The sequence below is a fragment of the Mycobacterium sp. JS623 genome (assembly GCF_000328565.1).
Lineage (GTDB): Bacteria > Actinomycetota > Actinomycetes > Mycobacteriales > Mycobacteriaceae > Mycobacterium.
Genome location: NC_019966.1, coordinates 687,271 through 712,665, shown reverse-complemented (window position 1 = coordinate 712,665; position 25,395 = coordinate 687,271). Strand labels below are relative to the sequence as shown.

The window sequence follows — 25,395 nt, the reverse complement described above, 5'->3', positions numbered from 1 at the left end:
TCGACGTTTGTATGCCTGACTTCCCCACCGTGACAGGCGTGGCTGGTTTCTCTGTGTCCAACGGGCCCGACCCGCTAACCGATGCTGTCACCCGACTACTGACTGTGCCGTTTCGCGAGCTGTACGCGGTGCTGTGGCGGGCGGGTGTTGTCGAAATCGACGACTGACCCCCGCGGCCAGCCAACCTGAGCACCTTTGGGGCAACCGCGGCTACCGTCGTGGCAGCTGAGGCAGTTCCCAGCGCTTGCATCCACCCCAGCGGACCCAGCGGCGTGCTGCCGAGCAGCTGGCTCACCACCGGTGTACTGATCAGGCCACCGAGGGCCATCAAAGAACCGGCCGCTGTCGCAACAACCAGTGGGTCACGGGAATCGATCAACGTCTGCCCCAGCTGAGTGGCCACCAACGCCACCAACGCAACCGTGGACGCACGCCGTGGCCTGCCGGTGACACTGGCCAGTGCCCACGCCGCAGTCGCCGCGCCCGCGGTCGTCGTACCTCGAACGGCCACAGTTCGCCAGAGGGCGGCCTCGTCGGGTCCGCGTCGCCCATTCGTCGGCTCGGCTGTCGGCTGGCTCACCGCCAGCGCCGCTGCGGGAAGGGCATCGGTCAGCATGTTCATCAGCAGCAGTTGCCGTGTGTTCAGCGGCGATCGGCCAGTCAACGCGGTGCCCAGCAGGGCGAACGCCACCTCACCCGCGTTGCCGCCGAGCAGGATGGCGACCGCCGCCTGCACTCGCCGCCACAACTGGTTGCCCTCTTCGAGCGCATCCAGTAGCGAGCCGATCTTCCCGTCGAGCAGCATCACGTCAGCCGCAGTGCGCGCCGGGTCGCTGCCGTGGGCGGCCACGCCGATCCCTACCGTCGCCGCGCGTATCGCGGCGGCGTCGTTGGCCCCGTCACCGACCATCGCGCAGACCCGGCCTACTCGCTCCAGTGTCTCGACGACCTGCACCTTGTGTTCAGGTGACATCCGCGCGAACACGACCCGGCTCTGCACCGCGCGTTCCTGCTCCCGACGCGGCAACGCTTCCCACTCGGCGCCGCTGATCACCTCGTTCGTGGTCACCGGCATACCCAGTTCGGCCGCGATGGCGGCCGCAGTCACCGGGTGGTCGCCGGTGATCAGGCGCACGCCGATGCCGGCATCCGTCAAGCCCTCGAGGACCACGGTGGCGTCTGGCCGCGGCGTGTCCGAAAGACCGAGCAGACCGACGAATTGCAGTCCGCGCGTGCATAATTCAGTGAATACGTCGGGATCGGCTGCGGCCGAATGTGCTTCGCGTTCGGATAGCTGACGCCGCGCCACCGTCAACACACGTAATCCGTCCTCTGCCATTTTCGGTACCAACCGCTGTACCTGCGCGTCGGCAACGGAACAGGCGTGCAGCACGACCTCGGGTGCGCCTTTGATCGACAACTCGCGACCATGGATCGACGCGGAGAACAGTCGTCCGGATCTGAATGGTAGGTGTGCATCCGCGGTGGCTGCCGAATCACCAATCTCCGCAGCCGCTTTCGCGACCGCGCCGTCGGTCGCGTGTTCGTGGCGATCGCCGTTGGGCCGAGGGGTGGCGCGGCCTGCACACGCGAGCACCTCGGTATCGCTCCTGCCCTCAGCGGCCTCGACCCGGGCGACACGCAGGCGGTTCTCACTGAGAGTTCCCGTCTTGTCGAAGCAGACCACGTCAACGCGACCCAGCGCCTCGACCGAGCGAGGAGTGCGCACCAACGCGCCCGATCGCGTCAGTCGTCGCGCCGACGCCTGCTGCGCAAGCGTGGCAACTAGCGGCAGGCCCTCGGGCACAGCCGCGACGGTGACGGCAACGCCGCTGCTGATCGCCCGTCGTAATCCGGTGCGATGAAGTAGACCGAACATCGTGACCAGACCGCCACCGGCGATGCTGACTGGCCAGGCCCGATCAGTGAGCTCACGCAGTTGTGCTTGCAGGCCGACCGAGGAACCACGAGAGTCGGGGCCCTGCATCGCACGTCGGGCCTGCGTCTGCTCGCCAACCGCGGTGACGATACCGACAGCGGTGCCCGCCACCACCGTGGTGGTGGCATGCAGTACACACGCGCGCTCGGCCACTGGCACGGCCGGCGTCGCGTCGACTTGCTTTGATACAGGCAGGGATTCACCGGTCAGTGACGACTCGTCGACCTCGACATCGATGGCGCGTACCAGTCGCGCATCCGCGGGTACTACCTCACCCGGCCGCACCTCGATCACATCACCCGGGCTCAGCTGTGCGGCGTCGACGGTGACGTACCCTTGCCCGTCACGCAGACAGCGCGCCGGCGGATCTTGTACCGCAAGCAACCGTCGCAACAGGCGTTCGGCACGAAGCTTTTGGGTGGCGGCCAGCGCGGCGTTTCCCGTCAACACAGAGCCGACAAGCACGGCATCCGCCGGCGAACCGAGCACCGCGCTAGCCGCCGAACCCACAGCGAGCACAGGCGTGAGCGGATCGGATAATTCGTCGCGCATCGTGTCGATGAATTCGACAACGTTGCGGCGCAAAGGGTTTCCTATCGACTTGACCAATGAGGTCGCGGTCGTCGCGGACGCTCGGAGCCGGGTCTTGGGCTGAGGTTCGACAGGAGGCGGGGGAGGTGGGAGCAGACTTCGAACCTGCTCGATCGACAGGGCGTGCCACTCATGGGTGACGTCGGCGGTCGGCGGTGCGGCGTTCAGCACACCTCGAGCGAGCCGGTATCCCGTCAAGGCGCCAGCACCCGCCCCAGCCGTCACAGGTCCCGGTCCGCGGCCACGTATACCGGGGATCATCAATAAAGCGCCGAGAAGCGATGCACCCGTAGCGATTTCGACACCACGTTGACTCGCGCGACGCGCCGCAGGCAACGCCCGCATGAGACGCCAGACGGTGGCGACGCCATCGACGAGCAGGTCGGCATGCCAAACGGCGGGTCCGTCACCGACACAAATGCCGACATCGGCATCGACGACCGCCTGCGCAGCGGTGCATGACACCGCGGCAACCGTGCGTCCATTCTCCTGTAAGTGGTTGACCAGCTGCGCCATTCCCTGATCGAGCGAGCCGTCGTACGGATGCAGGTCGTCAAAACCAGACCGCAGTTCGTCGAGTGACTCGATGTCCAGCGACACCACCTCGGCCCCACCGCTGCGGGCTTCGCGTAGCACCGCCGATGCCAGGGGATGGTTGGCGTTTCGCACCAGTACCTCGGCCGCGGGCCGCTTACCGTTGGCGCCTGGAACCCGATGCCAGCCGCCCGCAATAGCGCCGCGTTCGATCTCCTGGTGCGCCCACTGCCAGATCGCCGCGCGTTCGTGGTCGGCGGCGTTACGAATACGCCCGACCCGTAGTTCGTCGGTCCACAAAGCACGGGGGTCGATGACGACCGTGTCGATCCGGTCCAGCCTGCGGTAGGCATCGGACCTCAGTGGCAGAACGCCGTGGTGGTCCGCGAGTCCACGGCCGAGGGTCGCCGCGAATGCCTCCCGGCTGGTGCGGGTCGCCTTCGGCGCAGCGACGAGTGCGGCGATGGCGGCGGCATTGAGGCTGCCCGTCGCTAAGCCGACCGTCGCGGCGCCAACGCCCTGCACGACCCCGCAGCGGTCAGCGTGCCGCTCGATCGGGCCCGGCGGCATCGGCAGCGGCCGTTGCGACGGGCGAATTCCATCAATGCAGTCGGCATATCGGGCCAGCGCCGGCTCACGCCGTTGCCACGCGCGTGCCGCCGACTGCACCTCTGCGGCGCGGGCGAGGTGCATGGTCAAGTCGACCGCGAGCGAGGCAGGCGCCTGAGTAACCGTGTACGTGACGCTCGTCGCGAATGAGAGCGCGGCATCGGCGGCGTCGGCTCCAATGCGCTCTTCCAGTAGCCGCCGCAACCGTGGCTGATAGTCGACGAGCGTGACGACTGCCGCCAAACCCGCGGGCAGACGCGGCCATAGCAGCGCCCGCCCCACCAGCGTGACCGACAGGCCTACGGCGCTGGTGGCGACCGCGGCCGCGCCGGCTGCAAGCGCCATGGTGTCGAAGGACAGGTCAACCGGGCGCAACGTATCGGGCGATGCCGCGGTGTCGGCTTCTTGTTCGGCTTCCTTTTCCGCGACTTCGACGAGGCTGCATAGGTCCGACAGGGTCGGGGCGTCCTCGTCGAGCTGCACGACCACTCGCGACAGCGGCTGGTTCACCTTCACCCATCGCACGCCCGGACGTGCCCGCAGTTTAGCCGCGACGAGCTGACCGACGCGCCCTCCATCGGTGAGGCCACGTACTTCGATCCAGCAGCGGCCCTCTCCCTCCCAACAGCGGCGCGAACGCTTACCGCCGGCTAATTCCGAAGCAACGTCGGTGATCGCGCTCAGTACCTGCCCGACGCCCGCGGCGGTCACTGCCGAAGCAGTCTTCACACCGGTATCGACGACGCGATAAGGCAGCGATGCGGAGGCCCGCATCAGTTTGACGAAATCCACTGGTTACCGCTTGGCGGCAGGACGGCGGGTCCGGCCGGATGACGAGCGTGCGGTCGACTTGGCTTTCGTAGCCTTGCGGCCAGGACTCCGCTTCGTGGGCGACGCAGCCCGCTGTCGCGACGGTGGATCGGGCACCGCCGCCAGCGTGGGCGACGACCGCTCGCCTGAGCGCTGATTGAGTTGATGCACCACAAGTGCCGTGCCGCCAACGCCGAGCAGGACGGGCCACTCAACCAGGCCGGCCGCCCCAATGGCCGCAAGGGTGAGGGCGGCGGCGGGAGTCGAATGGCTGCCGCTACTGATGCCGTTCTTGACGCCGACGAGAGTGCCCTGCATGCCGCCGATCACTCCGTTGACGGCGGCGCCACCCACGGCGCCCGCTGCGGCGGTTGTGGCCTCTGCTGCCCGGGTGATAGCGCCGACCGCGCCGTTGATGATGTTCATTTCAATCGCTCCATACTTCGCGTTAACGCTTTGGAGGTCTCCAATTAACGGCGAATACCCGTGGACGCAATGGTTCAACCTGAAGGCTGCCTGTGACTGGGAAGCGGGAAGATCGCGTCGAGTTTGCGAGGCTGTCTAGCTCCCTAATTCACTTGGGCCACAACGCTTGTAAGCTACGGCTTGGTTGCCGCGTGCAACGCGACGATGCCGCCGGTGAGGTTGCGCCACCGCACCGCTGACCATCCGGCGTCGGCGATCCGGTGCGCCAGCTCGGCCTGGTCCGGCCAGGCGCGAATCGACTCGGCCAGATAGACATACGCGTCCGGATTCGACGACACAGCGGTCGCGATTCGCGGCAGCGCACGCATCAAGTACTCCTTGTAAGCGGTCGCGAACACGCGGTTCGTCGGCGTTGAGAACTCGCACACCACCAGTCGGCCCCCCGGCCGCGTCACCCGCGCCATCTCCCGCAGCCCCGCACTGTGGTCGACGACGTTGCGCAGCCCGAAGCTGATCGTCACTGCGTCGAACACGCCGTCGGCGAACGGCAACCGTGTCGCGTCGGCCCCAACCTTCGGCACGTCGCGGTGCGACCCGGCCGCGAGCATGCCGACCGAGAAGTCCGCGGCCACACACCACGCCCCCGACGCCTCGAGTTCGACCGTTGAGACCGCCGTGCCTGCCGCGAGGTCGAGCACCTTGTCCCCCGGCCCGATGCCCAGCGCCGAGCGCGTGGCCCGCCGCCAGAATCGGTCCTGCCCGAGCGACAGCACGGTGTTGGTCAGGTCATAGCGGCGCGCGACGCCGTCGAACATCGACGCCACTTCATGCGGGTCTTTTGCCAGCGTCGCGCGGTTCACGCCGCCGACGCTACCTGTGAACATGCTTGATCCGGGAATGAGGGCGGCGCCAATGGGCATTACCCCGTGCATGGGTAACAAGGTTTGGTTCATCACCGGAACATCACGCGGCTTCGGCAGGGAGTGGGCGATCGCGGCGCTGGAGCGCGGCGACAAGGTCGCGGCCACCGCGCGCGACACCGCGTCGCTGGACGACCTCGCGCAGAAGTACGGCGACGCGCTGCTGCCCCTGCAGCTCGACGTCACCGACCGCGACGCCGACTTCGCCGCGGTCAAGCAGGCGCACGACCACTTCGGTCGCCTCGACATCGTCGTCAACAACGCCGGCTATGGCCACTTCGGCTTCATCGAGGAGCTGACCGAAGCCGAGGCGCGCGCGCAGATCGAGACCAACGTGTTCGGCGCGCTGTGGGTGACACAGGCCGCGCTGCCGTACCTGCGGGCACAGCGCAGCGGCCACATCATCCAGGTGTCGTCGATCGGCGGCATCACCGCTTTCCAGAACGTCGGCATCTACCACGCGTCGAAGTGGGCGCTGGAGGGATTCTCGCAGGCGCTGGCGCAGGAGGTCGCACCGTTCGGGATCCACGTGACGCTGATCGAGCCCGGCGGGTTCGCCACCGATTGGGCCGGGTCGTCGTCGAAACGCTCCGCGCAGCTGCCCGACTACAAAGAGGTGCACGAGGCGGCCGACCGGGCGCGTAGCCAGCGCGTGTCCAAGCCCGGCGATCCGCAGGCGTCGGCCCGGGCAGTGCTCAAGATCGTCGACGCTGCCGAGCCGCCGCTGCGGGTGTTCTTCGGTGAGCTGCCGCTGCAATTGGCCAAGGCCGACTACGAAAGTCGGCTCAAGACATGGGAAGAGTGGCAGCCGGTCGCGGTCGAAGCGCAGGGCTAGGCGGCGCGAGCGACCGCAAAATGCCACTCTTCAACGGCGTGTCGCCGTACAAACACGGTCGCTCGGCGGAGAAAGGTTAGGCGGCGCGAAGCTGGCGCTGGCCGATGACGTCCTCGTAGTGGCCGAGCAGCTCATCGCAGATCGCCGGCCAGGTGCGGCCCAGCACGCTGCGGCGGGCGGCCACGGAGTAGCGCTGACGTTCGGCGATGAGGTGGTCGACGGATTCGGTCAGCTTGGATTCGAATTCACCGACATCTAGCAAGAGCCCTGTGCGATAAGGGCTCACCAGATCGCGCGGACCCCCTGCGTTCGGGGCGATGACCGGAAGTCCCGACGCCATCGCCTCCTGCACCGCCTGGCAGAACGTCTCGTGCTCACCGGGGTGAACGAAAACGTCCATGCTGGCGTAGGCTGCGGCCAGTTCGGCGCCGCGCAGTTCGCCGGTGAAAACGGCTGACGGCAGGGCGATTTGGAGCTTCTGACGGTCGATCCCATCGCCGACGATCACCAGCTGCAGGTCGCCACGCCGGCTCAGCGACGCGAGCCGCTCGACGTGCTTCTCCGGCGCAAGCCGACCCACGAAGCCGACGATGGGCTTGCCCTCCGGTGACCACGTCCGCCGCAGCGCTTCGTCGCGTGCCGACGGTGCGAAGCCGGTGATGTCGACGCCGCGCGCCCACTTGTGCACGCGCGGAACGCGGTGTGCCGTTAGGTTTTCCATCGCGGCTGTCGACGGCGCCAAGGTGCGATCGGCGCGGCTGTGCAGGTGCCGGGTCCACGCCCATGCGGCGCGGGCGGTGAAGCCGATACCGTAACTCTCCGCGAAACCCGCTACGTCGGTCTGGAATACGGCCACAGTCGGCACACCGAGATAGCGCGCCGCGTGCAGCCCGCCGTAGCCCAGCAGCGCGGGTGACGCCAAATGCACCACATCCGGGTCGAATCCGCGCAACACCTTGACCATCCGGGGCCGCGGCACACCGAGCGGCAGCGAGGTGACCTTCGGGAACATCCGCGACGGCACCCGATGCACGCGGATGCCGTCATGAATCCTTTCGGCAGGCGGTTCACCACGCGGGGTGTCGGGCGCGATGATCAGAGCCTCGTGACCGGTGCGGCGGAGATGCTCGATCACCCGAAGCACCGAGTTGGTGACGCCGTTGACATTCGGGAGGAACGACTCTGCGACGATTGCAACGCGCACACCAGGAGCGTCCCATCAGTGCCTGTCGCCAAGGTTTCAACCGGGCATACGACACGCAAATTGCTCGTGCCGATGATCGGCCTGTCCGCCGAGCCGATTTCGAGTAGGGTGCGCACAATGAAGGGCGGTTGACATGCGCATTTCCCGGGCAATGGTGGTGTTGACGGCGGCCCTGGTGGTCCTGGTCGCCGGCTGCACAAAACAAGTCGCGGGCGCCGCGGAGTCCGATCCGAACAAGGCGCCGCTGTCGGTCAGCAAGGACGGCTACGGCATCGTCGCCGGGTTCGCCAATGCGCCGAAGAAGATCGAGATCTACACCGAGCCGCAGTGCAATCACTGTGCAGATCTTCAGCACGACTTCGGCGATCAGCTCGCCTACTACATCGCTGTCGGGGAACTCGAGGTCACCTACCGCCCAATGACGTTCCTGGACGACAAGTCCGGTGGCTACTCGGGCCAGGTCAGCAATGCGCTGTTCCTGGCCACCGAGAAGGCCGGTACTCCTGAGGTCACGGCGACTGGCACCGAGTTCCAACGCTTCGTCGAAAACGTATGGGCGCACCAACGTCCCGGTGGAACCCCGCCCACCGGCGATGAACTGCAGAGCTATGCCAAGAAGGCCGGCATCCCCGACGCCGTCGCGCAGAACATCAAGGGCGGCGGATCTGCGGTCAATACCAAGGACATGGACGACGCGAACTTCGAGTTTCTCTACCAGATCGACTCGACCGAAATGGGTACGCCCACGGTCTACGACTTGGACAAGGGCGAGAAGCTCGACATCTACGACAACGACTGGCTGAGCAAGCTCATTCAATCCTGAACTGCCGCAGTAGGTTTGGCGCTTCTTCTTTCAAGCAACGTGACGCCGGTCAGCGCGGCGCCCGCGATCAGCCAGCCGACTACCGCGATCGAGCCCGCCGGGATGATCGCCAGTGACGCGTTACGGTGTTGCACGCGAACAAGATCCGGGTTGTTCTTGTCGTACTCGACGTAGATCCGCATCCCGGTGTCGAGTTCGGACGGATACAGCACGCCGAGTTCCGGGCGATAGGTGACGCGGTCGGGCGTGACGAATTCGATTGTGGAACGCCGCGGTCCTGCGCTGAGCACGTTGGCTTCGGCCACGCCCATGTGCCGCTCGATCTGCCGGTCGTTGCGCCACGCCCCGAACACGAGCAGCACCGACTGCAGTGTCACCAGGGACGCGGCAATGATGATGCCGATGCGGATGCGACGAAAGATCCGCTGCGATCTGGTTTCGTCGGGATCACGCGTGAGCCGCGGAACCAGCCAGCGCCACAACGCCGTTAGCCTCCACCGCGCCGGGTTGATCGCTGCGCTCACAGCGCAGCCTTGATCGACGCATGCAACACCCGCAGCGACGACCGGTCGGCCTTCACCTCCAGCACCCGCATCCCGTCGAACGGTTCATTGAGTGCGGCGACGAGCTGGTCGGCCTCGATCTGTCTGCTCTCGACGTGGTACGCGCGGCACAGCGCGCCGACGTCGACATCGTGTGGCGTGCCGAAGATTCGCGATGACACATCGGAGAACCGCGGGTCGCCCTGCTCGAGCAGTTCGAAGATGCCGCCGCCGTTGTCATTGGACACGACGATCGTCAGGTTGCGCGGCGTCGGCTCCGTCGGCCCGATCAGCAGGCCCGAGCTGTCGTGCACGAACGTCAGGTCACCGATCAACGCGATGGTGCGGCCCGGGCTGTCCCCGTCCGACTCCCGCTCGTGAGCCAGCGCGGCGCCGATCGCCGTCGACACCGTGCCGTCGATGCCGGCCACCCCGCGGTTGGACCGCACCTTGATGCCCTTCGCGTTCAGCCCGACCAGTGCCGCGTCGCGCACCGGGTTCGACGCGCCCAGCACCAATTGGTCGCCCGGCCTGACAGCGTCGGCGACGGCCGCCGCGACGTGCAGCCCGGTGGTCAGCGGATGGGCCTTGAGCTGGCTGCGCACCGCCTCGACCGCGTGTCGGTTCACCTCGGCGCAGCGATGCAGCCACGCGGGGTTGGGCTCGCCTGTCGTCACCGCCCGCGTCCCCGTGGCTTGCGAGTTCCCGGAGACGTCGGGCCACCGTGGCCCCGTGGTCAGCGCGTAGACCGGCACCGACGGATCGGCCAGCAGCGACGACACCGGCCGATGCAGCGTCGGGCGGCCCAACATGATGACCTGTTGCGGGTGCACCAGCCGCAGCGCGAAGGGGTGCAGCGGGTTCTCGGCGGGCGGCGCGGTCGGCTCGGCGACCGTCGGGAGCTTGGCGAGGTTGGGGTGCACGCCTGCGCCGTGCCCGGCGATCACGACGGTGTCCGGGGTGAGGTCGATGTCGAGCGGCTGGTCGAACGTCACCGGCGGTGTGTACGTCCACGGCTTGCCGTCGGGCCGACCCACCGGCACGTACCGGTCCGCGGGATCGTCGGCATCTGGCACCAGTGGTTCGCGCAGCGGAATGTCGAATTGCACCGGCCCGGCGTTCGCGGTGCGAGATCCGGTGGCCGCCACCAGAACTCGGCACGTCGCCGAACGCCACTGCGCGTTGAGCGAGTCCATTCGCTCCGGTGCGTCTTCGGCAAGACCGAGGCTGATGTTCGCGCGCACCTGGGTACCGAAGTAGCCCATCTGCTCGAAGGTCTGGTTGGCGCCGGTGCCCAGTAATTCGTAGGGCCGGTTGGCGCTCAGCACGATCAGCGGAACCCGCGCGTAGTTGGCCTCGACCACCGCGGGCCCGAGGTTGGCAACCGCGGTGCCTGACGTCATCGCCACGCACACCGGTGCGCGCTCGGCGACAGCGAGCCCGATCGCCAGGTAGCCGGCGGTGCGCTCGTCGATGCGGACGTGCAGCCGGAGGCGGCCGGCGCGGTCGGCGTCATGCAGCGCGAACGCCAGCGGGGCGTTGCGCGAACCGGGGCACAGCACCACGTCGCGCACGCCGCCGCGAATCAATTCGTCGACGACCACGCGGGCCTGCGCAGTCGATGGGTTCACCACTACAGCGTGTCACATGCTGGTTTGGTGCCCCTCGGGACGCTGATGCTCCCGGGCCAGCCGCTCCAGCTCGGCGGCCTCTGCCTGCGCGACCCGCGTCTCGCCCTCGACGTCGACCGACTTGGCCAGGATCCAGTACAGGATTCCGGCGACCGGCAGACCGATGAACATCGAGATGTCGGCCCCGCCCAGCGCTGACGCGACGAAGCCGGTGTACTTGCTCGTACTCAGGAAGGGCAGCATCGCCGCGAAGCCCACGAGGTATGCCGTGATGCCCCGCCAGCCCCAGCGCCCGTACATGCCGCGGGGGTTGAAGATCTCGGCGATCGCATAGTGCCCGCGCCGCACCACGTAGTAGTCGACGAGGTTGACCGCCGTCCACGGCACAAACAGGTAGAGCACCAGCAGCAGGAAATCCTCGAAGTTGGTCAGGAAGTTCTCGCCGATGAGCAGCGCCGGGATGAGCGAGAGCACCGCGGTGAACGTGATGGTGGCGATGCGCAGCGCGCTCGTCGGCCGGACCTTCTTGAAGGAGTCGATCGCACTGATCAACGTCAGCGATCCGCCGTACATGTTCAACGCGGTCACCGATATCAGACCGAGCGTGGAGAACACGAGCGCGATCGCGCCGAACCCCGAGAACACCTCATTGCCCGCGTCTTCGATCGAGGAGATCGTGTCGAATTTCTCGCCTGCCCAAGCGGCCAGCGCGGCGCCAAGGCACATCAGCCAGATCGCACCAAGCGCCGAGCCCCAGTACGTCCACAGGAATGTCTTGCGCACGGTGACAGACGGGGGAAGGTAGCGCGAGTAGTCGGAAACGTAGATGGCCCAGCTGATCTGGTAGCCGGCGACGGCGCCGAATTGGATCAGGAACGGAGTCCATTTGAAGTCGCCGAGGTCGAAGGAACCCGCCGGATAGTTCAGCGTGCAGATCCCGATGGTGAGCAGTCCGAAGATGACGAGGAACCCCGCCGTCAGCCAACGCTCGACGCCGTGGATGAGGTCGTAGCCCACCAACGCGACGACCGCAGCGACCACTGTGGCGACGACGATCCACATCTTGCTTGGGCCGTGGATCGTCGAGTGCAGGGCATCGCCGGCCAGGATGGTGTTGAAGATGTTGAAGCCCGCGTACTGCAGATACGCGAAGGCCCAGACAAGCAACGCTCCGACATATCCGAATTGCGGGCGCGACTGGATCATCTGGGGCAGCCCGAGTTGCGGGCCCTGTGCCGAGTGGAACGCCATGAAGAAGGTGCCGAAAAGAACTCCGCCGATGATCGCGAGGAACGACCAGATCAGGTTGCCGCCGCCGGTCACCGAGAACGTGCCGACCGCAAGCGTCGCGATCTGCGCGTTGCTCATGAACCAGAGCGGGCCCTGACTCCATACCTCGCCGTGCCGTTCGTTTAGTGGCACGTAATCGATCGAGCGCACCTCGACCCCGGCGATGCGTTTCGAAGCGGCGGCGGACGTTTCAGCGGACATGCGGACAGCTATACCCTTGTAGCCTCGCGATCATCGGCGAACCGCCGAAAGTCGTCAGGTGTCGGCGAAGAATTTCAGCGCCGCGGCGTTGACGACCTGCGGCCGTTCGATGAATCCGAGGTGGCCGGCGTCCGGTATCTCCAGATAGCGGCCGTTGGGAATCGCGTCGGCGACCTCCTCGGCGAGGTGCGGGGGCAGCACGACGTCGTCCGAGAAGCCGATGACGAGTACCGGTGCCGCAATAGCTCGGTAGGCGGCCAGCCGGTTGCCCTCCGGCGCGATGCTCAGCTGCGTCTTGAGGCCTGGCGTCGGCTTGGACGGCCACATGGTGAACATGTCGATCCAGTCGCGCACCGCCACGTCGTCGTTGAGGGTCTTTGGTGAAAAGCTCTCCAGCAGGCGGACTTTCGCGTCATACGTCGCGGGCAGCTCGATGCCGGAGCTCATGAGGTCCAGTTCCGCTCCGCGGAAGAAGTCGCGGGTGCGGTCGTGGCGGCCGCGGGTGGCCATCAGCACCGCGGACCTGACCAGCTCGGGCCTGGCCACCATCAGCTCCTGTGCGATGAACGCGCCCATCGACACCGCGACGATGCGCACAGGCGCGGTGTCGAGCTTCTCGATCAGCGCGGCCGTGTCCGCGACCATGGTGTCGATAGTGAAGCCGTCGGCGTTCTCGGTCGCGCCGATGCCGCGGTTGTCGAACGTGATGCAGCGATGGCCGGCCCGCTGAAACTCCGGCACCTGGTTCAGGTGCCAGGTGCGACCGGCTCCGCCGCGCCCGGCGATGAAGAGCACTGGGTCGCCTCTGCCGCGGTCGTCGTAGGCCAGATTCACGCCGACGACGCTACTTGAGCGCGATTTCGGCGCGGCCACGGACGCTGGGCGGGCGTCACCGCGCCGAAATCAGGGTGAGGCGGAACCAGACGGCGCGTTAGAGCGTCCATTCGCTGTGCTTGATGATTACTTACGCCGCCATGACGGTGTGATTACCCTCGCCCAAGCTCAACGCATCGGGCTGAGCCAAAAGGCCGTCCAACGCCGCGTTGCCTCGGGTCACTGGATTCGCTGCAGCCGCGGCGTCTACTTCGTGGATGACCGACCGTTTACGGACGCGGCGCGTATTCGAGCCGCCGTATGGGGCTACGGCGAGCGCGCCGTGGGTAGCGGTCTCACTGCGGCATGGTGGCACGACCTGACGAAATTTGCGCCTAACATCGTCGAGGTCACGGTGCCGCGGAACAGTCACGGCCGCAGCCGCGAAGGATGCCGAATACGGCGTCGAGACTTGGACCCATCGGATGTTGTCGTCCTAGGCGGACTCGGAGTGACCGCGCTCGCACTGACGGTGGTCGAAGCAGCAGTCAAGGAACGTGGCGGCGTCAAACTGATGGATGCGGCGTTGCAACGGCGGATCGGTCTACCGGAACTGTGGCGAGCGCATATGCGCAACAAGGGCAGATACGGGTCACCAGGAGCCCGGCGGCTGCTGCAAGCGGCGTCGAGTGGTGCACGCTCGGAAGCCGAACGCCTAATCGTGAAACTCCTTCGCGAAGCGGGCATTACAGGTTGGCAGACAAATTATCCGATCGGTCCGTACAAGGTCGACATCGCATTCCCAGAATCAAGGATCGTCATCGAGGTTGACGGCTGGGCGTTCCACAACGATCGGGAGGTCTTTCAGACCGACCGAAAGCGACAGAACTATCTGACGCTGATGGGTTGGCTCGTATTGCGGTTCACCTGGCTGGACCTGGTCGAATACCCGCGACGAGTCATCGCCGAAATCCGCTCGGCGATTTCGGCGCGCCGAAGGACGCTCAGCGGGCGTTAGCGCGCCGAAATCGCTTCACGCTGCTTGCCGCCGCGTGCCCGCTGGATTGCGGCGTCCCACAGCAGCCGCACCGACTGGCTCAACTGATGCTGCTTGAAGGTTTCCTTGCTGAGCTGCGCGGTAGCCGTGGCCTTGGTGGCGGCCGACGCCTTCGACACGTGACCGGAGTCGAACGGCGGCTGCGGGTCGTACTCGATGGCCAGCTGCACCGCCTTGGCCTTCGCCTCGCCGCAGATCTGGCCGAACAGCCACATCGCAAGATCGATACCGGCCGACACGCCTGCGGCCGTGACGAGCTTGCCCTCGTGCACGATCCGCTCGTCGCCGACCGTCTCTACGCCGAATGGCTTCAGCATGGGCAGCACTAGCCAGTGCGACGTCGCGCGGTGACCCTTCAACAAACCGGCCGCGGCCAAAATCACCGATCCGGAGCACACCGACGTCGTCCAGGTCGACGTCTGATCGGCCCGACGCACCCAGTCGAGCAGCTTCTCGTCGCGGGCATGTTCGAAGGTGGTCATGCCACCGGGCACCAAAATGATGTCGGGCGACGGCGTCTCGTCGAAGGAATGCGTGGCCCCGACCAACAGTGCACCGGAGTCGGCGGCGATTGGTCCGGGCTCGCGCCAGACGAACCGCACCTCCGCGTCGGGCAGGTTGCGCAACACCTCATACGGACCGATGAAGTCCAGAGCCGTGAAACCGGGGTACACCACGATCGCGATCTGCGTCATTGCCATCTCCTTTGGTTATGCGGTGCCGAATCCGCTCCTCGCGTGTGCGGAAGTCTTGCGATACTGATCCGGCGAAATGCCAAGCCGTCGAACGAAATTGCGCCGCAAGGTTTCTGCCGAACCGAAGCCGCAGCGGGCCGCGATCACCGTGACGGTGTCGTCGGTCTCCTCGAGCTGGCGGCGCGCGGCCTCGGTGCGGATGCGCTCGACGTAGGCGCCCGGCGCCTCGCCGACCTCGTCGGTGAACAACCGGGTGAAGTGCCGGGGGCTCATCGCGGCGCGACGGGCCAACTCTGGAATACTGTGCGCGCCACCGGGTTCAGACTCGATGGCCTCCTGCACCTCGCGGATGGGCGCCCGCTTGGCTCTAGGCATCCACACCGGCGCGGCGAACTGCGTCTGCCCGCCTGGCCGCCGCAGGTACAACACCAGCCAGCGCGCGACGGTCTGTGCGGCTTCCGTGCCATAGTCGTCTTCCACCAGCGACAGAGCCAGATCGATGCCAGCGGTGACGCCCGCTGCGGTCCAGATCTTCTCCGCGCTGCGGACGAAAATTGGCTCGGGATCGACTGTGACAGAGGGAAACTCGTTGGCCATCTGTGCGGCGAACGCCCAATGCGTGGTCGCGATGCAGCCGTCGATCAATCCCGCTTGCGCGGCAAGAAACGCTCCCGTGCATACGCTGACGACGCGACGGCTGTGTTCGGCGGCGATCTTTATCCAGCCGAGGGTGTCTGGGTTTTGCCGCGCATCGTCGACACCGATGCCGCCGGGCAGGACCAGGGTGTCGATTGGTTCGCGTGGGTCCGGAAGCGGTTCAGCGAACAGAGCCAGTCCGGTGAGCGTGGTGACCGGTTCGCCACCGCGGGAGACCACACTGACTTTGTAGCCCTCATCGACGCGGCCCAGGCTGGCCAGATAGACGGTGGCGCCGGTGAACACCTCGAACGGACCGACCAGGTCGAGTGCCTGAACGCCCGGGTAGCCGACTACCACCACCGCTCGCATGAACCCAGTGTTGGCGAGTGCAGCCATGGCGTCTATGCCCTGGACCCCACAAATTAGGACACGCGCTGGTCAGAGCTTCTTTATCCGGCTGACAGCCTGGTTGAACGCCACTGCCGACGCTAAGCCCTTTCGGAGATGTCTGTGCATCGGGCCGATATTCGCCAACACGAGGTAGCGCACGCCGTGGTCGCGCCATTCAGCCACCCGGTCGGCGATCTCGTCGGGTGTCCCGGTGAGCAGTCCGTTGCGGACCACTTCGGTGGGAATCTTCTTTATGTACGACAGGGCCTCTTCCTCATCGAAGCCGTGCGGCAATAGATCCTGCGCGCCGGAGAACCCGACGCCGAGCGGATGCTGTGCACCGTACTTGGCGAAGAACTCGTCGGACATATTTAGCCCGAACGACTTGATGACTTCGCATTCGATCGCTTCATCGACGGCGTCTCGAGTGCGGCCCGCGACGGTCATCATCCAGATCGCGGGCACGATCTTCATCGGGTCGCGTCCCGCATCGGACGCCGCAATGCGGACTGCTTCCAGGCGTTGCGCGTACTCCTGCGGCGAGTGTGGGAAGGCGGGGAAGAACCCGTCGCCGTACCGTCCGACCGCACGCAGCATGCGCGGACCGTGGCCTGCGATCCAGATCTGAGGCCACGTGCCCTGGTACTGCGGAAGGTCGAAGACCGCGTTGCGGAGCGGAAAGAACGGTGAATCACGGTTGACGAGTTCACCTTTGGAGTCCCACAGCGCCCGGATGGTTGCCATTGCCTCCTCGAACCGGCCGACCGGCTTCGACCAGTCGACGCCGTACGGTTCGTTGCCTTCACGCTCGCCGGGACCGATACCGAGGATGGTGCGGCCGCGGGTGAGCAGGTGCAGGGTTGCCGCCGCTTGCGCGGTTACGGCGGGGTTGCGGCGGCCGGCATCCGTCACGCCGATACCGAGGCTCATCCGACGGAACCGGTTGCGTGCGGCGATGTGGCCGAGCATGGTCCACGGCTCGAGTACTGCGTCCGGCGCCGGCACGATCCTGGCCGCGTCGGAGTACTTCGGGCTCCACAGGGACCGCGGGAATAACGCGTTGAGGTGGTCGGGCACCCAAAACGAATCGGCACGAGCGGCGAGGGCGCCTAAATAACTGACGCGAGTGAAGGTTTCGGCGGCAGGCCGGGCGGCGATGAGCGGATCCATGATGCCAATGCGAAGCGAACTCATATGCTCAGCCTCCCCCCGTTCGCTGGCATCCTTAGAGTACGCGGCTACTCGACTAAATGCCGACGGCAAGCGGCGACGCGGTCGAGCCACCACTGCCTGCGATCCGGCTCAGCGGCAAGGGCATCGATTCTCGCGGGGTCCGGTGTCGACCGTTTGACCGACAGATACCCGTCGACGGGCGGCATCGGCTCGACGACGTCCTCGACGAACAGCCCGCCGGTACCCAATCCGCATGCGTGCTGCAACTCAGGCAATGCCGCCGCGGCCAGCAGGCCCTGTCCGATGCCGACGGCCGAATCGAGCGCGCTGGACACCACTATCGGAATATCGATCTGCGCAGCGATATGCAGCAGCTTGCGCACCCCACCCAGCGGAGCGACCTTGAGCACCGCGACATCCGCGGCGCCGGCACGCACCACGTGCAGCGGGTCGTCGGCCTTGCGGATGCTCTCATCGGCGGCGATCGGCACGTCGACGCGGCGCCGCAGCTCGGCGAGTTCGGGCACCGTCTTGCACGGCTGCTCGATGTATTCCAGCGGGCCGTCAGCCGTCAAAGCCGTTGCGGCCGCTATCGCTTCGTCGACGCTCCAGCCTCCGTTGGCGTCGACCCGCACCGTCGGCACCAGTGCGCGAACGGCATTGACCCGCGCGACATCATCAGCCAACGACTGCCCCGGCTCAGCGACCTTCACCTTGGCCGTGCGCGCACCGGGGAAGCGCGCCAACACAGCGGGCACATCGTCGGCGGCGACGGCAGGCACGGTCGCGTTGATCGGTATCCGGTCGCGCAGCGTCGGCACCGGCCGCTGGTATGCGGCTTCGATGGCAGCCGCGAGCCAGTGCGCGGCCTCCGGCGGCTGGTATTCGAGGAATGCGCCGAACTCACCCCAGCCCGCCGGCCCGTCTATCAGCGCGACCTCGCGAACCATGATGCCGCGGAAGCGAACTCGCATCGGCAGCGCGACAACATGCAAGCGGTCGAGCAGGTCGTCCAGCGGCGGGGGCACAGAGCCAGGCTAGACCGTTGCGCGATCCCGCCCCTCCCAGTACGGCTTACGCAGATCCTTTTTCAGGATCTTGCCGGTCGGGTTGCGCGGCAATTCGTCCTTGATGTCGACGGTCTTCGGGCACTTGTAGGCGGCCAGATGCTCGCGGCAGTACGCGATCAGATCCTGCTCCGACGCCTCACCCTCAAGTTGGACAACGGCTTTCACCACCTCGCCCCACTTATCGTCCGGCACGCCGATGACCGCGACGTCGGCCACCGCGGGGTGCTCGGCGAGCACTCGCTCCACTTCGATCGAGTAGATGTTCTCGCCACCGGAGATGATCATGTCCTTGAGCCGGTCCTCGACGAAGATGTAACCGCCGTCGTCCACGCGGCCGATGTCGCCGGTGCGGAACCAGCCATCCTCGGTGATCGCCTCCGCCGTCGCCTCGGGCTTGTTGTGGTAACCCTTCATCAATTGCGGTGAGCGGAACCACAATTCACCCTGCTCGCCCTCCGGCACGTCCTCCAACGTATCCGGGTTGACGACGCGCACCTCGGCATTCGGCACCAACGTGCCCGCGCTGCTGAGCCGCTCCTCCTTGCCCGGGTCGCGATGCGCCTCCGGCAGCAGATGGCTGATCACGCCACCCAATTCGGTCAGGCCATACGCCTGAATGAAGTCGGTGTTCGGCCACGCCTTCAGCGCCGCGCGCAGCAGCGGCAATGGCATCGGCGACGCTCCGTACGCATAGGTCTTCAACGCGCCGAACAGCTTGACGGCGTCCTCACCGGACTCCAGCACCTTCGCCAGCACGGCCGGTACCAGGAATGTTCTGTTGGCGCCCTTGAGAATTGCGCCGGCGAGTGTCATGCCGTCAACGTCGCGCGTCATCACACTCGGGACACCGTCGTGAATGCCGAACTGCACATAGGACGAGCCACCGACATGGAACAGCGGCATCGACACCATGTTCTTGTCACCCTCGTCGAACTCGAAGCCCTCATGCGCGTTGACGGTGTGCGCGATGATGTTGGCCTGCGTCAGCTCAACGCCTTTCGGGCGGCCGGTGGTGCCCGACGAGTACATGATGATGGACACGTCGTCGGGTTCCACGTCGTCGCCGCGACCCACCGGCGTCGCACCAGCGAGCAACGCCTCGTACTCGTCGCCGTCACCACCCTCGGGCGTCGCCGTGATGATGTGCTCGACGTTGGTCAGCTGATCGCGAATCTTGTCGACCCCGGCCTTGAGCTCGTCGCCGACGAACAGGATCTTGGCGCCCGAATCGTTGAGCACATAGTCGAGTTCCTCGGCGGCCAGCCGGAAGTTGATGATCGCGTTGGCCGCGCCCAGCGATGCGGCGGCGATCGTCAGCTCGACGCACGCCGGGTGGTTCTTGTCGAGGAACGCGACGACGTCGCCGCGCTTGACACCGCGTTCCTGCAGCGCGCCCGCCAGGCGGCGCACGCGATCGTTCCACTCCGACCAGGTCCACGTCCTATCTAGAAAGGTGAACGCCTCGTCGTCGGGTTTGGCCTCGGCCCAATGGGCGGTTCGTTCGTCGAGAAAGCGCGGCTCAGGCAGGTCGGACATGATCAGAGCGTGCCATAAACCGGCCTGCCTGCCAGGAAAGTTCCGCGAACCTCTAGATCGGCGATCTGTTCGGGCGGCACAGAACGCGGATCGGCCGATAACACCACCATGTCCGCGTACTTGCCGACCTCCAGCGATCCGACCACGTCGTCGGCGAACAGCTGCCACGCCGCGTCGATGGTCTGCGCGCGAATCGCCTGTTCGACGGTCAGCCGTTCCTCCGGCGCCAACACCCGGCCGCTCGGCGCGATCCGCGTGGTCGCGACGCTGATGTTGCGCAGCGGTTCCTCAGGAGTCACCGGCGGATCGTTGTGCAGTGAGATCCGCATGCCGGTCTTGACCGCACTGCCGCATGGCATCCATCGCTCGCCGTGCTCGGGCCCGAAGAGACCGTCGACGATCACGTCGCCCCAGTAATGGATCTGGTCGACGAACAAGCTGCACGTGACGCCCAGATCATAGGCACGCTGCAGCTGTTCTGGCCTTATGGCGCCGACATGTTCGAGGCGCAGCCGGTGATCATCACGTGGCCAGCGGCGCAGAGCGTCTTGGTAGACGTCCAGAATGGTGTCGACGCCGGCGTCGCCTTGGACGTGGCAGGCCATCGGCCAGCCCTTCGGGAAGTACGCGCCGACGATCTCGGTGAGCTGCTCGCGGGTGTAGTTCGCATGGCCGCACGACCCGGGCGCGACGCCGATGGTGCGGGTGGCATCGGTGTCCAGGTACGGGAACGTCAGGTCGATGTTGCCGATCCACGGTGACCCGTCCACCCATATCTTGATGCCGACCTGACGGAACATGTCGTCGCCGTTGGCCGGCGTCATGTCGGTGGCCATTGTGGCGGTGGAGATCTCGTACACGCGGAACCGGACCGTCAGTTCGTCGCGCATCTTCTCGACTGCAGGCCGCAGCGACGGATCGAACGCCATCTCCGAGCATGTCGTGAGCCCCGCACGGTTCAGCCTTGCGCATTCGGCGCGCAGCTCCGCCGGATAGTCGCTCGGATTGACGGCACCTCCCATCACCGCGAACAGCGCTGCGGTCTCCTCGGCGGTGCCGTCGAGGTCGCCGTTGGCGTCGCGGCCGAACTTGGCGCCCTTGGGGTCCGGGGTGTCGCGGGCCAGGCCGGCCTGCGCGGCGGCCGCGGAGTTGAAGTACGCCTTGTGCCCGGAGTTGTGCACGATCACCAGCGGCGCATCGGGCGCAGTCGCGTTCAGCCAGTCGAGCGTCGGATCAGGAAGCCCCTTCTGCAGCAAGGGATCCCAGCCGATCAGGTAGGCGCCCTCGGCGCCGCGGGTGGCCACCTCGCCACGGATGGCGCCGACGACGTCGTCGGCATTGCGCATGGTGACCGGCCGGATGTCGAGCATCCGGTCGGACAAGACGATGGCCTCCATCAGTGGATGGCCGTGTGCCTCGACGAAGCCGGGCATCACGCAGCCGTCGATGTCGAGGGTCTTCGTGGTGGCGCCGATCCAGCTCTCGACGTCGTTGCGCCTGCCGACGGCGACAATGCGCCCGTCCGACACGGCGAGCGCCTCAGCCGTGGGTTGCGATTCGTCGACGGTGAGGACGGTTCCGAAAATGACCAGGTCAGCGGCCGGCATGCGGCCATCCTTCCAGCGGTCGAAAAATTCTTTGAAGAAATCTTTGGGGGCGTGTCGATTTGGGCCGGTTGCCGTTCGACGTGTCAGCGAGGGCACGATGGACGCGCCCCTTCCACAACTAGAAGGAGACACACAATGTCGCGCTACATGATGATCATGCGGGTGACCCCGGAGGGCGCTGCTGCCTTCGCGGACGCCAACATCGATTTCAACGAGGTCATCGAGTCGATGGGTCGTTACAACGAGGAGCTCATCAAGGCCGGCGTGATGCTGGCCGGCGAGGGCCTGACCGGACCCGACGAGGGTTTCGTCGTCGACTTCGACGCCGACCCGCCGGTGGTCACCGACGGGCCGTACACCGAGGCCAAGGAGCTGTTCAACGGGTTTTGGATCCTCGACGTGTCGTCGAAGGAAGAGGCCAAGCAGTGGGCGCAGAAATGCCCCCTTGGACCGGGCGTTCGGCTCGAGGTGCGCCGGGTGGCCGAGACCGAGGAGTTTCCTCAGGACAACGAGTGGGTCCAAAAGGAGATCCAGTGGCGGGCCGAGCTGGCCGAGAAGATCGCGGCTGGATATCGGGCCGAGGCCGACAAGGCCGCGGGCCGCTGATTTAGTGAGCGCCGAAACGGCATTCCGGCACGCAAAGTCCGAGTAAACGCGTGCTGGAATGCCGTTTCGGCGGCTGCTGGCTACACAATCTGTAACACGTTCTAGTCTGGACGTCATGACGGACGAGCTGCTGCGCCATCCCCTCCACTCCGGACACCTCACAGTCGGCGCACTCAAGCGCAACAAAGACAAGCCCGTGCTCTTTCTCGGCGACACCACGCTGACAGGCGGCCAGCTCGCCGACCGCATCAGCCAGTACATTCAGGCGTTTGAAGCGCTCGGAGCTGGCACCGGCGCGGCCGTCGGGCTGTTGTCGCTGAACCGGCCCGAGGTCCTGATGATCATCGGCGCCGGGCAGACGCAGGGCTACCGGCGCACCGCACTACACCCTCTCGGTTCGCTGGACGATCACGCATACGTGCTGTCCGACGCCGGGGTCACGTCGCTGATCATCGATCCGAACCCGATGTTCATCGAGCGGGCGCTCGGGCTGCTGGAGAAAGTGCCGTCGCTCAAGCAGGTGCTGACCATCGGACCGGTCCCCGAGGCCCTAGCGGTCGTCGCCGTGGACTTGAACGCCGAGGCGGCCAAGTACGCGCCGCAGCCGCTGGTGGCCGCGGACCTGGCGCCGGACCACATCGGCGGGCTGACCTACACCGGCGGCACCACCGGCAAGCCCAAGGGCGTCATCGGCACGACGCAGTCCATCACGACGATGACCACGGTGCAGCTCGCCGAGTGGGAGTGGCCCGAGCATCCGAAATTCTTGATGTGCACGCCGCTGTCGCACGCGGGCGCGGCGTTCTTCACGCCGACGATCGTCAAGGGCGGCGAGCTCGTGGTGTTGACCAAGTTCGACCCGGCCGAGGTGTTGCGGGTGATCGAGGAACAACGCATCACGGCCACCATGCTGGTGCCGTCGATGATCTACGCGCTGATGGATCATCCGGATTCGCACACCCGCGACCTGTCGTCGCTGGAGACCGTCTACTACGGCGCCTCCGCGATGAACCCGGTGCGGCTGGCCGAAGCCATTCGGCGGTTCGGCCCGATATTCGCCCAGTATTACGGGCAGTCCGAGGCGCCGATGGTGATCACGTATTTGGCCAAGGCCGATCATGACGAGAAGCGGTTGACGTCGTGCGGGCGGCCGACGTTGTTCTGTCGCGTGGCCCTACTCGGCGACGACGGAAAGCCGGTGCCGCAGGGCGAGGTTGGCGAGATCTGCGTGTCTGGCCCGCTGTTGTCTGGCGGTTACTGGAATCTGCCGGAGGCAACGGCTGACACGTTCCGCGACGGCTGGATGCACACCGGTGACTTGGCCCGCGAGGACGAGGACGGCTTCTACTACATCGTTGACCGGACCAAGGACATGATCGTCACCGGCGGCTTCAACGTGTTCCCCCGTGAGGTGGAAGACGTTGTGGCAGAGCATCCTTCGGTCGCGCAGGTATGCGTGATCGGCACCCCGGACGAGAAGTGGGGTGAGGCCGTGACGGCTGTGGTGGTGCTGCGGCCCGACGCGCCGTCCGACGAGGATGCGGTGGCTCGGATGACTGCGGAGATCCAGGCCGCGGTCAAGGACCGCAAGGGGTCGGTGCAGGCGCCGAAGCAGGTGATCGTCGTCGACTCGGTGCCGGTGACCGCGTTGGGCAAGCCGGATAAGAAGTCGGTGCGCGCGCAGTTCTGGGAGGGCGCTTCGCGCGCGGTCGGCTAGGCAGCACTGACCGTCGCAGGTACACATGCCACAGTGCCCAACTCTTGGCGACAGATCGCTGGGCGGCGATATTGTCGCAAAGGGCGGGCACTTTGAGTCGGCGGGCTGGGTAGGGCTCGGGCGTGCTCGGTCCGGTGTCGCTAATCCAGGAGCGCGTCGATCTCTGCGCGCAGTCGCTCGATGCGTTCGGCTTCGGGCGGGATGCCGCGACTCTCCTCTGCGGCCCGTTGCCAACCCAGCCGCCACATCCGGGCGACGGCACGGTCGCCCATCCCCGCGTAGGGGTTGAGAAGCGTATGCCCGAACGCCTTTCGCCCTTCGCGGTAGGCGGTGACCAGCCGATGTGCCATAGCACTACTTTCCGCCAGCGATGGTTGCTACAGCCCGCATTCCTTCGGCGTGTCACGCACCCATTTGATAACAGAGCAACTGCTCTGTTACTTTGGCCGTCATGCCCCGGCCGCAGATGTATGACCGCGACGCAATGCTCGACGCGGCCGAGCAACTCGCTGTCGAGGGCGGCGTCACGGCGGTCACAATTCGCGCGGTTTCGGAGCGGGCCGGCATCTCCAACGGCGCCATCTACCACGCCTTTGGATCGCGCGGCGGGCTCGTCGGCCGCGCCTGGGTGCGCGCGGCGCGACGCTTCCTGACACTGCAGAAGCAGGCCGTCGACGCCGAAGACGACCCCGTCCGTGCCGTCATCGTCGCGGCCGACACCCCCGCCGTGTTCAGCGAGCAGTACCCGACGTCGGCGCAGCTGTGGCTGGCCATTCCGCGCGACGAGTTGATCGGCGACGCACCCGCCGACATACAGACCGAACTGCGCGCGCTCGAATCCGATCTGCGCGACATGCTGATCCGGCTGTCGATCGCGATGTTCGACCGCAAGGACGCCGCCTCGGTCGCCGTGATCGAGGATTGCGTGGTCGGCCTGCCGACAGGCCTGATGCTGCGCAGGCCGATGCCCCCCACTGCTGACACCCGGCGCCGTCTCGCGGCCGCCGTCGAAGCCATCCTGTCCGTCAAGTTAGGAGAAAGCAATGCCCGTACATCTCGAAATCACCGATGACATAGCGATTTTGAACTTCGGCGACGACGAAAACCGGTTCTCACCCGAGTGGCTCGAGACAGTCAACGGCTTCCTCGACCGCATCGAGGCCGGCGAGGCCAAGGCCTTGGTCACCACCGGCGACGGCAAGTTCTATTCGAATGGTCTCGACCTGGATTGGCTTGGCGCCCACAGCGATCGGGGTGACTGGTACGTCGACCAGGTTCAGCAGCTGCTCGCCCGCGTGCTCATCGCCCCAGTCCCGACGGTCGCCGCCGTCAATGGCCACGCGTTCGGCGCCGGGTCAATGTTGGGGATGGCTCACGACTTTCGGGTGATGCGCGTCGACCGCGGCTTCTACTGCTTCCCTGAAGTCGACATCCACATCCCCTTCACCCCTGGCATGGCCGCGTTGATCCAGGCGAAGCTGACCCCAGCCGCCGCAGTCGAGGCGATGACCACCGGGCGTCGTTACGGCGGCGCAGACGCCGAGGCTATCGGCCTGGTGACGGTCACCGCGCCCGAAGACAAGGTGACGTCGGCAGCCATCGATCTCGTCGCGCCGTTGAAGGGCAAGGACCCCGGCACGCTGCAAGCGATCAAGTCGACGATGTTCGCGGGCGCAGCCGCCGCACTGCGGGGTAACGCATAGCCCGCTCGGCACAATGGACACGTGCCGGAGCTAC

22 protein-coding genes and 1 pseudogene are annotated in these 25,395 nt (G+C 66.2%); 8 read left to right on the top strand and 15 right to left on the bottom strand.

The window, feature by feature from the left end; genetic code table 11:
- Positions 1-11 precede the first annotated feature (11 nt).
- Positions 12-167, top strand: a complete 156-nt coding sequence (locus MYCSM_RS38980) for an Rv1535 domain-containing protein (RefSeq protein WP_442928521.1) — start codon at positions 12-14, stop codon at positions 165-167.
- Here MYCSM_RS38980 and MYCSM_RS03350 read toward each other — a convergent pair.
- From MYCSM_RS03350 to MYCSM_RS03340, 3 genes and pseudogenes are all read right to left on the bottom strand, one after another.
- Positions 164-4,447 (bottom strand): annotated as a pseudogene (locus MYCSM_RS03350) (HAD-IC family P-type ATPase); the annotation flags it as partial. The gene MYCSM_RS38980 and the pseudogene MYCSM_RS03350 overlap by 4 nt on opposite strands.
- A 21-nt stretch (positions 4,448-4,468) precedes the next feature.
- Positions 4,469-4,909 carry a hypothetical protein gene (locus tag MYCSM_RS03345; RefSeq protein ID WP_015304722.1) on the bottom strand — a complete coding sequence of 147 codons (441 nt, stop codon included), beginning with the start codon at positions 4,907-4,909 and terminating at the stop codon, positions 4,469-4,471.
- Between the two features lie 173 nt (positions 4,910-5,082).
- The gene (locus tag MYCSM_RS03340) at positions 5,083-5,769 is read right to left on the bottom strand and encodes a demethylmenaquinone methyltransferase (protein ID WP_041313094.1); all 687 of its coding nucleotides are present in this window, start codon (positions 5,767-5,769) and stop codon (positions 5,083-5,085) included.
- Positions 5,770-5,839: 70 nt separating this feature from the next.
- Between MYCSM_RS03340 and MYCSM_RS03335 the strand changes: the two genes are divergently transcribed.
- Positions 5,840-6,664, top strand: coding sequence for an SDR family oxidoreductase (locus MYCSM_RS03335; RefSeq protein WP_041311243.1), 825 nt, complete (start codon positions 5,840-5,842; stop codon positions 6,662-6,664).
- 76 nt (positions 6,665-6,740) lie between these two features.
- Here the strand turns inward: MYCSM_RS03335 and MYCSM_RS03330 are convergent, their stop codons facing one another.
- Positions 6,741-7,868 carry a glycosyltransferase family 4 protein gene (locus tag MYCSM_RS03330; protein ID WP_015304719.1) on the bottom strand — a complete coding sequence of 376 codons (1,128 nt, stop codon included), beginning with the start codon at positions 7,866-7,868 and terminating at the stop codon, positions 6,741-6,743.
- 133 nt (positions 7,869-8,001) lie between these two features.
- Between MYCSM_RS03330 and MYCSM_RS03325 the strand changes: the two genes are divergently transcribed.
- Positions 8,002-8,691 carry a DsbA family protein gene (locus tag MYCSM_RS03325; protein WP_015304718.1) on the top strand — a complete coding sequence of 230 codons (690 nt, stop codon included), beginning with the start codon at positions 8,002-8,004 and terminating at the stop codon, positions 8,689-8,691.
- Here the strand turns inward: MYCSM_RS03325 and MYCSM_RS03320 are convergent.
- Genes MYCSM_RS03320 through MYCSM_RS03305 form a run of 4 tightly spaced genes read right to left on the bottom strand, consistent with a single transcriptional unit; the run spans position 8,682 to position 13,189 of the window.
- Complete coding sequence (locus tag MYCSM_RS03320; protein WP_442928520.1) at positions 8,682-9,173, bottom strand: DUF3592 domain-containing protein; 492 nt, start codon at positions 9,171-9,173, stop codon at positions 8,682-8,684. The two genes, MYCSM_RS03325 and MYCSM_RS03320, sit on opposite strands and share 10 nt — an antisense overlap.
- 38 nt (positions 9,174-9,211) lie before the next feature.
- Positions 9,212-10,864, bottom strand: coding sequence for a 2-succinyl-5-enolpyruvyl-6-hydroxy-3-cyclohexene-1-carboxylic-acid synthase (gene menD / locus MYCSM_RS03315; RefSeq protein ID WP_015304716.1), 1,653 nt, complete (start codon positions 10,862-10,864; stop codon positions 9,212-9,214).
- 12 nt (positions 10,865-10,876) lie between these two features.
- The gene (locus MYCSM_RS03310) at positions 10,877-12,355 is read right to left on the bottom strand and encodes a purine-cytosine permease family protein (protein WP_015304715.1); all 1,479 of its coding nucleotides are present in this window, start codon (positions 12,353-12,355) and stop codon (positions 10,877-10,879) included.
- Positions 12,356-12,409: 54 nt separating this feature from the next.
- A complete protein-coding gene (locus MYCSM_RS03305; protein ID WP_015304714.1) occupies positions 12,410-13,189 on the bottom strand; it encodes an alpha/beta fold hydrolase in 780 nt (259 codons plus the stop codon).
- Between the two features lie 115 nt (positions 13,190-13,304).
- On the opposite strand from MYCSM_RS03305, the gene MYCSM_RS38975 reads away from it, so the two are divergent.
- Positions 13,305-14,186 carry a DUF559 domain-containing protein gene (locus MYCSM_RS38975; RefSeq protein ID WP_015304713.1) on the top strand — a complete coding sequence of 294 codons (882 nt, stop codon included), beginning with the start codon at positions 13,305-13,307 and terminating at the stop codon, positions 14,184-14,186.
- Here the strand turns inward: MYCSM_RS38975 and MYCSM_RS03295 are convergent.
- From MYCSM_RS03295 to MYCSM_RS03270, 6 genes are read right to left on the bottom strand one after another with little or no spacing between them, the layout of a single operon-like run.
- A complete protein-coding gene (locus MYCSM_RS03295) occupies positions 14,183-14,920 on the bottom strand; it encodes a DJ-1/PfpI family protein (RefSeq protein ID WP_015304712.1) in 738 nt (245 codons plus the stop codon). The two genes, MYCSM_RS38975 and MYCSM_RS03295, sit on opposite strands and share 4 nt — an antisense overlap.
- A gap of 15 nt (positions 14,921-14,935) precedes the next feature.
- The gene (locus tag MYCSM_RS03290; protein ID WP_015304711.1) at positions 14,936-15,955 is read right to left on the bottom strand and encodes a GlxA family transcriptional regulator; all 1,020 of its coding nucleotides are present in this window, start codon (positions 15,953-15,955) and stop codon (positions 14,936-14,938) included.
- A 42-nt stretch (positions 15,956-15,997) separates the two neighbouring features.
- Complete coding sequence (locus tag MYCSM_RS03285) at positions 15,998-17,143, bottom strand: LLM class flavin-dependent oxidoreductase (protein WP_015304710.1); 1,146 nt, start codon at positions 17,141-17,143, stop codon at positions 15,998-16,000.
- A gap of 44 nt (positions 17,144-17,187) precedes the next feature.
- A complete protein-coding gene (locus MYCSM_RS03280) occupies positions 17,188-18,150 on the bottom strand; it encodes an o-succinylbenzoate synthase (protein ID WP_015304709.1) in 963 nt (320 codons plus the stop codon).
- 9 nt (positions 18,151-18,159) lie between these two features.
- Positions 18,160-19,728 carry a long-chain-fatty-acid--CoA ligase gene (locus MYCSM_RS03275; protein WP_015304708.1) on the bottom strand — a complete coding sequence of 523 codons (1,569 nt, stop codon included), beginning with the start codon at positions 19,726-19,728 and terminating at the stop codon, positions 18,160-18,162.
- A 2-nt stretch (positions 19,729-19,730) separates the two neighbouring features.
- Positions 19,731-21,335, bottom strand: coding sequence for an amidohydrolase (locus MYCSM_RS03270; protein ID WP_015304707.1), 1,605 nt, complete (start codon positions 21,333-21,335; stop codon positions 19,731-19,733).
- A 135-nt stretch (positions 21,336-21,470) separates the two neighbouring features.
- Here MYCSM_RS03270 and MYCSM_RS03265 point away from each other — a divergent pair, with 135 nt between their 5' ends.
- Positions 21,471-21,941, top strand: coding sequence for a YciI family protein (locus MYCSM_RS03265; protein ID WP_015304706.1), 471 nt, complete (start codon positions 21,471-21,473; stop codon positions 21,939-21,941).
- A gap of 115 nt (positions 21,942-22,056) precedes the next feature.
- Positions 22,057-23,658: a fatty-acid--CoA ligase FadD8 gene (fadD8, locus tag MYCSM_RS03260; RefSeq protein WP_015304705.1), complete on the top strand. Its 1,602-nt coding sequence runs from the start codon at positions 22,057-22,059 to the stop codon at positions 23,656-23,658.
- Between the two features lie 140 nt (positions 23,659-23,798).
- Here fadD8 and MYCSM_RS03255 read toward each other — a convergent pair whose 3' ends face one another.
- The gene (locus tag MYCSM_RS03255) at positions 23,799-24,008 is read right to left on the bottom strand and encodes a ribosome modulation factor (protein WP_015304704.1); all 210 of its coding nucleotides are present in this window, start codon (positions 24,006-24,008) and stop codon (positions 23,799-23,801) included.
- Between the two features lie 101 nt (positions 24,009-24,109).
- Here MYCSM_RS03255 and MYCSM_RS03250 point away from each other — a divergent pair, with 101 nt between their 5' ends.
- Positions 24,110-24,730, top strand: coding sequence for a TetR/AcrR family transcriptional regulator (locus MYCSM_RS03250; protein WP_015304703.1), 621 nt, complete (start codon positions 24,110-24,112; stop codon positions 24,728-24,730).
- Positions 24,702-25,361, top strand: a complete 660-nt coding sequence (locus tag MYCSM_RS03245) for an enoyl-CoA hydratase/isomerase family protein (RefSeq protein WP_015304702.1) — start codon at positions 24,702-24,704, stop codon at positions 25,359-25,361. Before MYCSM_RS03250 ends, MYCSM_RS03245 begins: the two co-directional genes overlap by 29 nt.
- Positions 25,362-25,395 lie beyond the last annotated feature (34 nt).

Excerpts from the sequence above, each read along its gene's own strand:
- MYCSM_RS38980 (WP_442928521.1), top strand. The coding sequence starts at position 12 with ATGCCTGACTTCCCCACCGTGACAGGCGTGGCTGGTTTCTCTGTGTCC.
- MYCSM_RS03345 (WP_015304722.1), bottom strand. The coding sequence starts at position 4,909 with ATGAACATCATCAACGGCGCGGTCGGCGCTATCACCCGGGCAGCAGAG.
- MYCSM_RS03335 (WP_041311243.1), top strand. The coding sequence starts at position 5,840 with ATGGGTAACAAGGTTTGGTTCATCACCGGAACATCACGCGGCTTCGGC.
- MYCSM_RS03325 (WP_015304718.1), top strand. The coding sequence starts at position 8,002 with ATGCGCATTTCCCGGGCAATGGTGGTGTTGACGGCGGCCCTGGTGGTC.
- MYCSM_RS03310 (WP_015304715.1), bottom strand. The coding sequence starts at position 12,355 with ATGTCCGCTGAAACGTCCGCCGCCGCTTCGAAACGCATCGCCGGGGTC.
- MYCSM_RS03295 (WP_015304712.1), bottom strand. The coding sequence starts at position 14,920 with ATGACGCAGATCGCGATCGTGGTGTACCCCGGTTTCACGGCTCTGGAC.
- MYCSM_RS03290 (WP_015304711.1), bottom strand. The coding sequence starts at position 15,955 with ATGGCTGCACTCGCCAACACTGGGTTCATGCGAGCGGTGGTGGTAGTC.
- MYCSM_RS03285 (WP_015304710.1), bottom strand. The coding sequence starts at position 17,143 with ATGAGTTCGCTTCGCATTGGCATCATGGATCCGCTCATCGCCGCCCGG.
- MYCSM_RS03275 (WP_015304708.1), bottom strand. The coding sequence starts at position 19,728 with ATGTCCGACCTGCCTGAGCCGCGCTTTCTCGACGAACGAACCGCCCAT.
- MYCSM_RS03270 (WP_015304707.1), bottom strand. The coding sequence starts at position 21,335 with ATGCCGGCCGCTGACCTGGTCATTTTCGGAACCGTCCTCACCGTCGAC.
- MYCSM_RS03265 (WP_015304706.1), top strand. The coding sequence starts at position 21,471 with ATGTCGCGCTACATGATGATCATGCGGGTGACCCCGGAGGGCGCTGCT.
- fadD8 (WP_015304705.1), top strand. The coding sequence starts at position 22,057 with ATGACGGACGAGCTGCTGCGCCATCCCCTCCACTCCGGACACCTCACA.
- MYCSM_RS03255 (WP_015304704.1), bottom strand. The coding sequence starts at position 24,008 with ATGGCACATCGGCTGGTCACCGCCTACCGCGAAGGGCGAAAGGCGTTC.
- MYCSM_RS03250 (WP_015304703.1), top strand. The coding sequence starts at position 24,110 with ATGCCCCGGCCGCAGATGTATGACCGCGACGCAATGCTCGACGCGGCC.
- MYCSM_RS03245 (WP_015304702.1), top strand. The coding sequence starts at position 24,702 with ATGCCCGTACATCTCGAAATCACCGATGACATAGCGATTTTGAACTTC.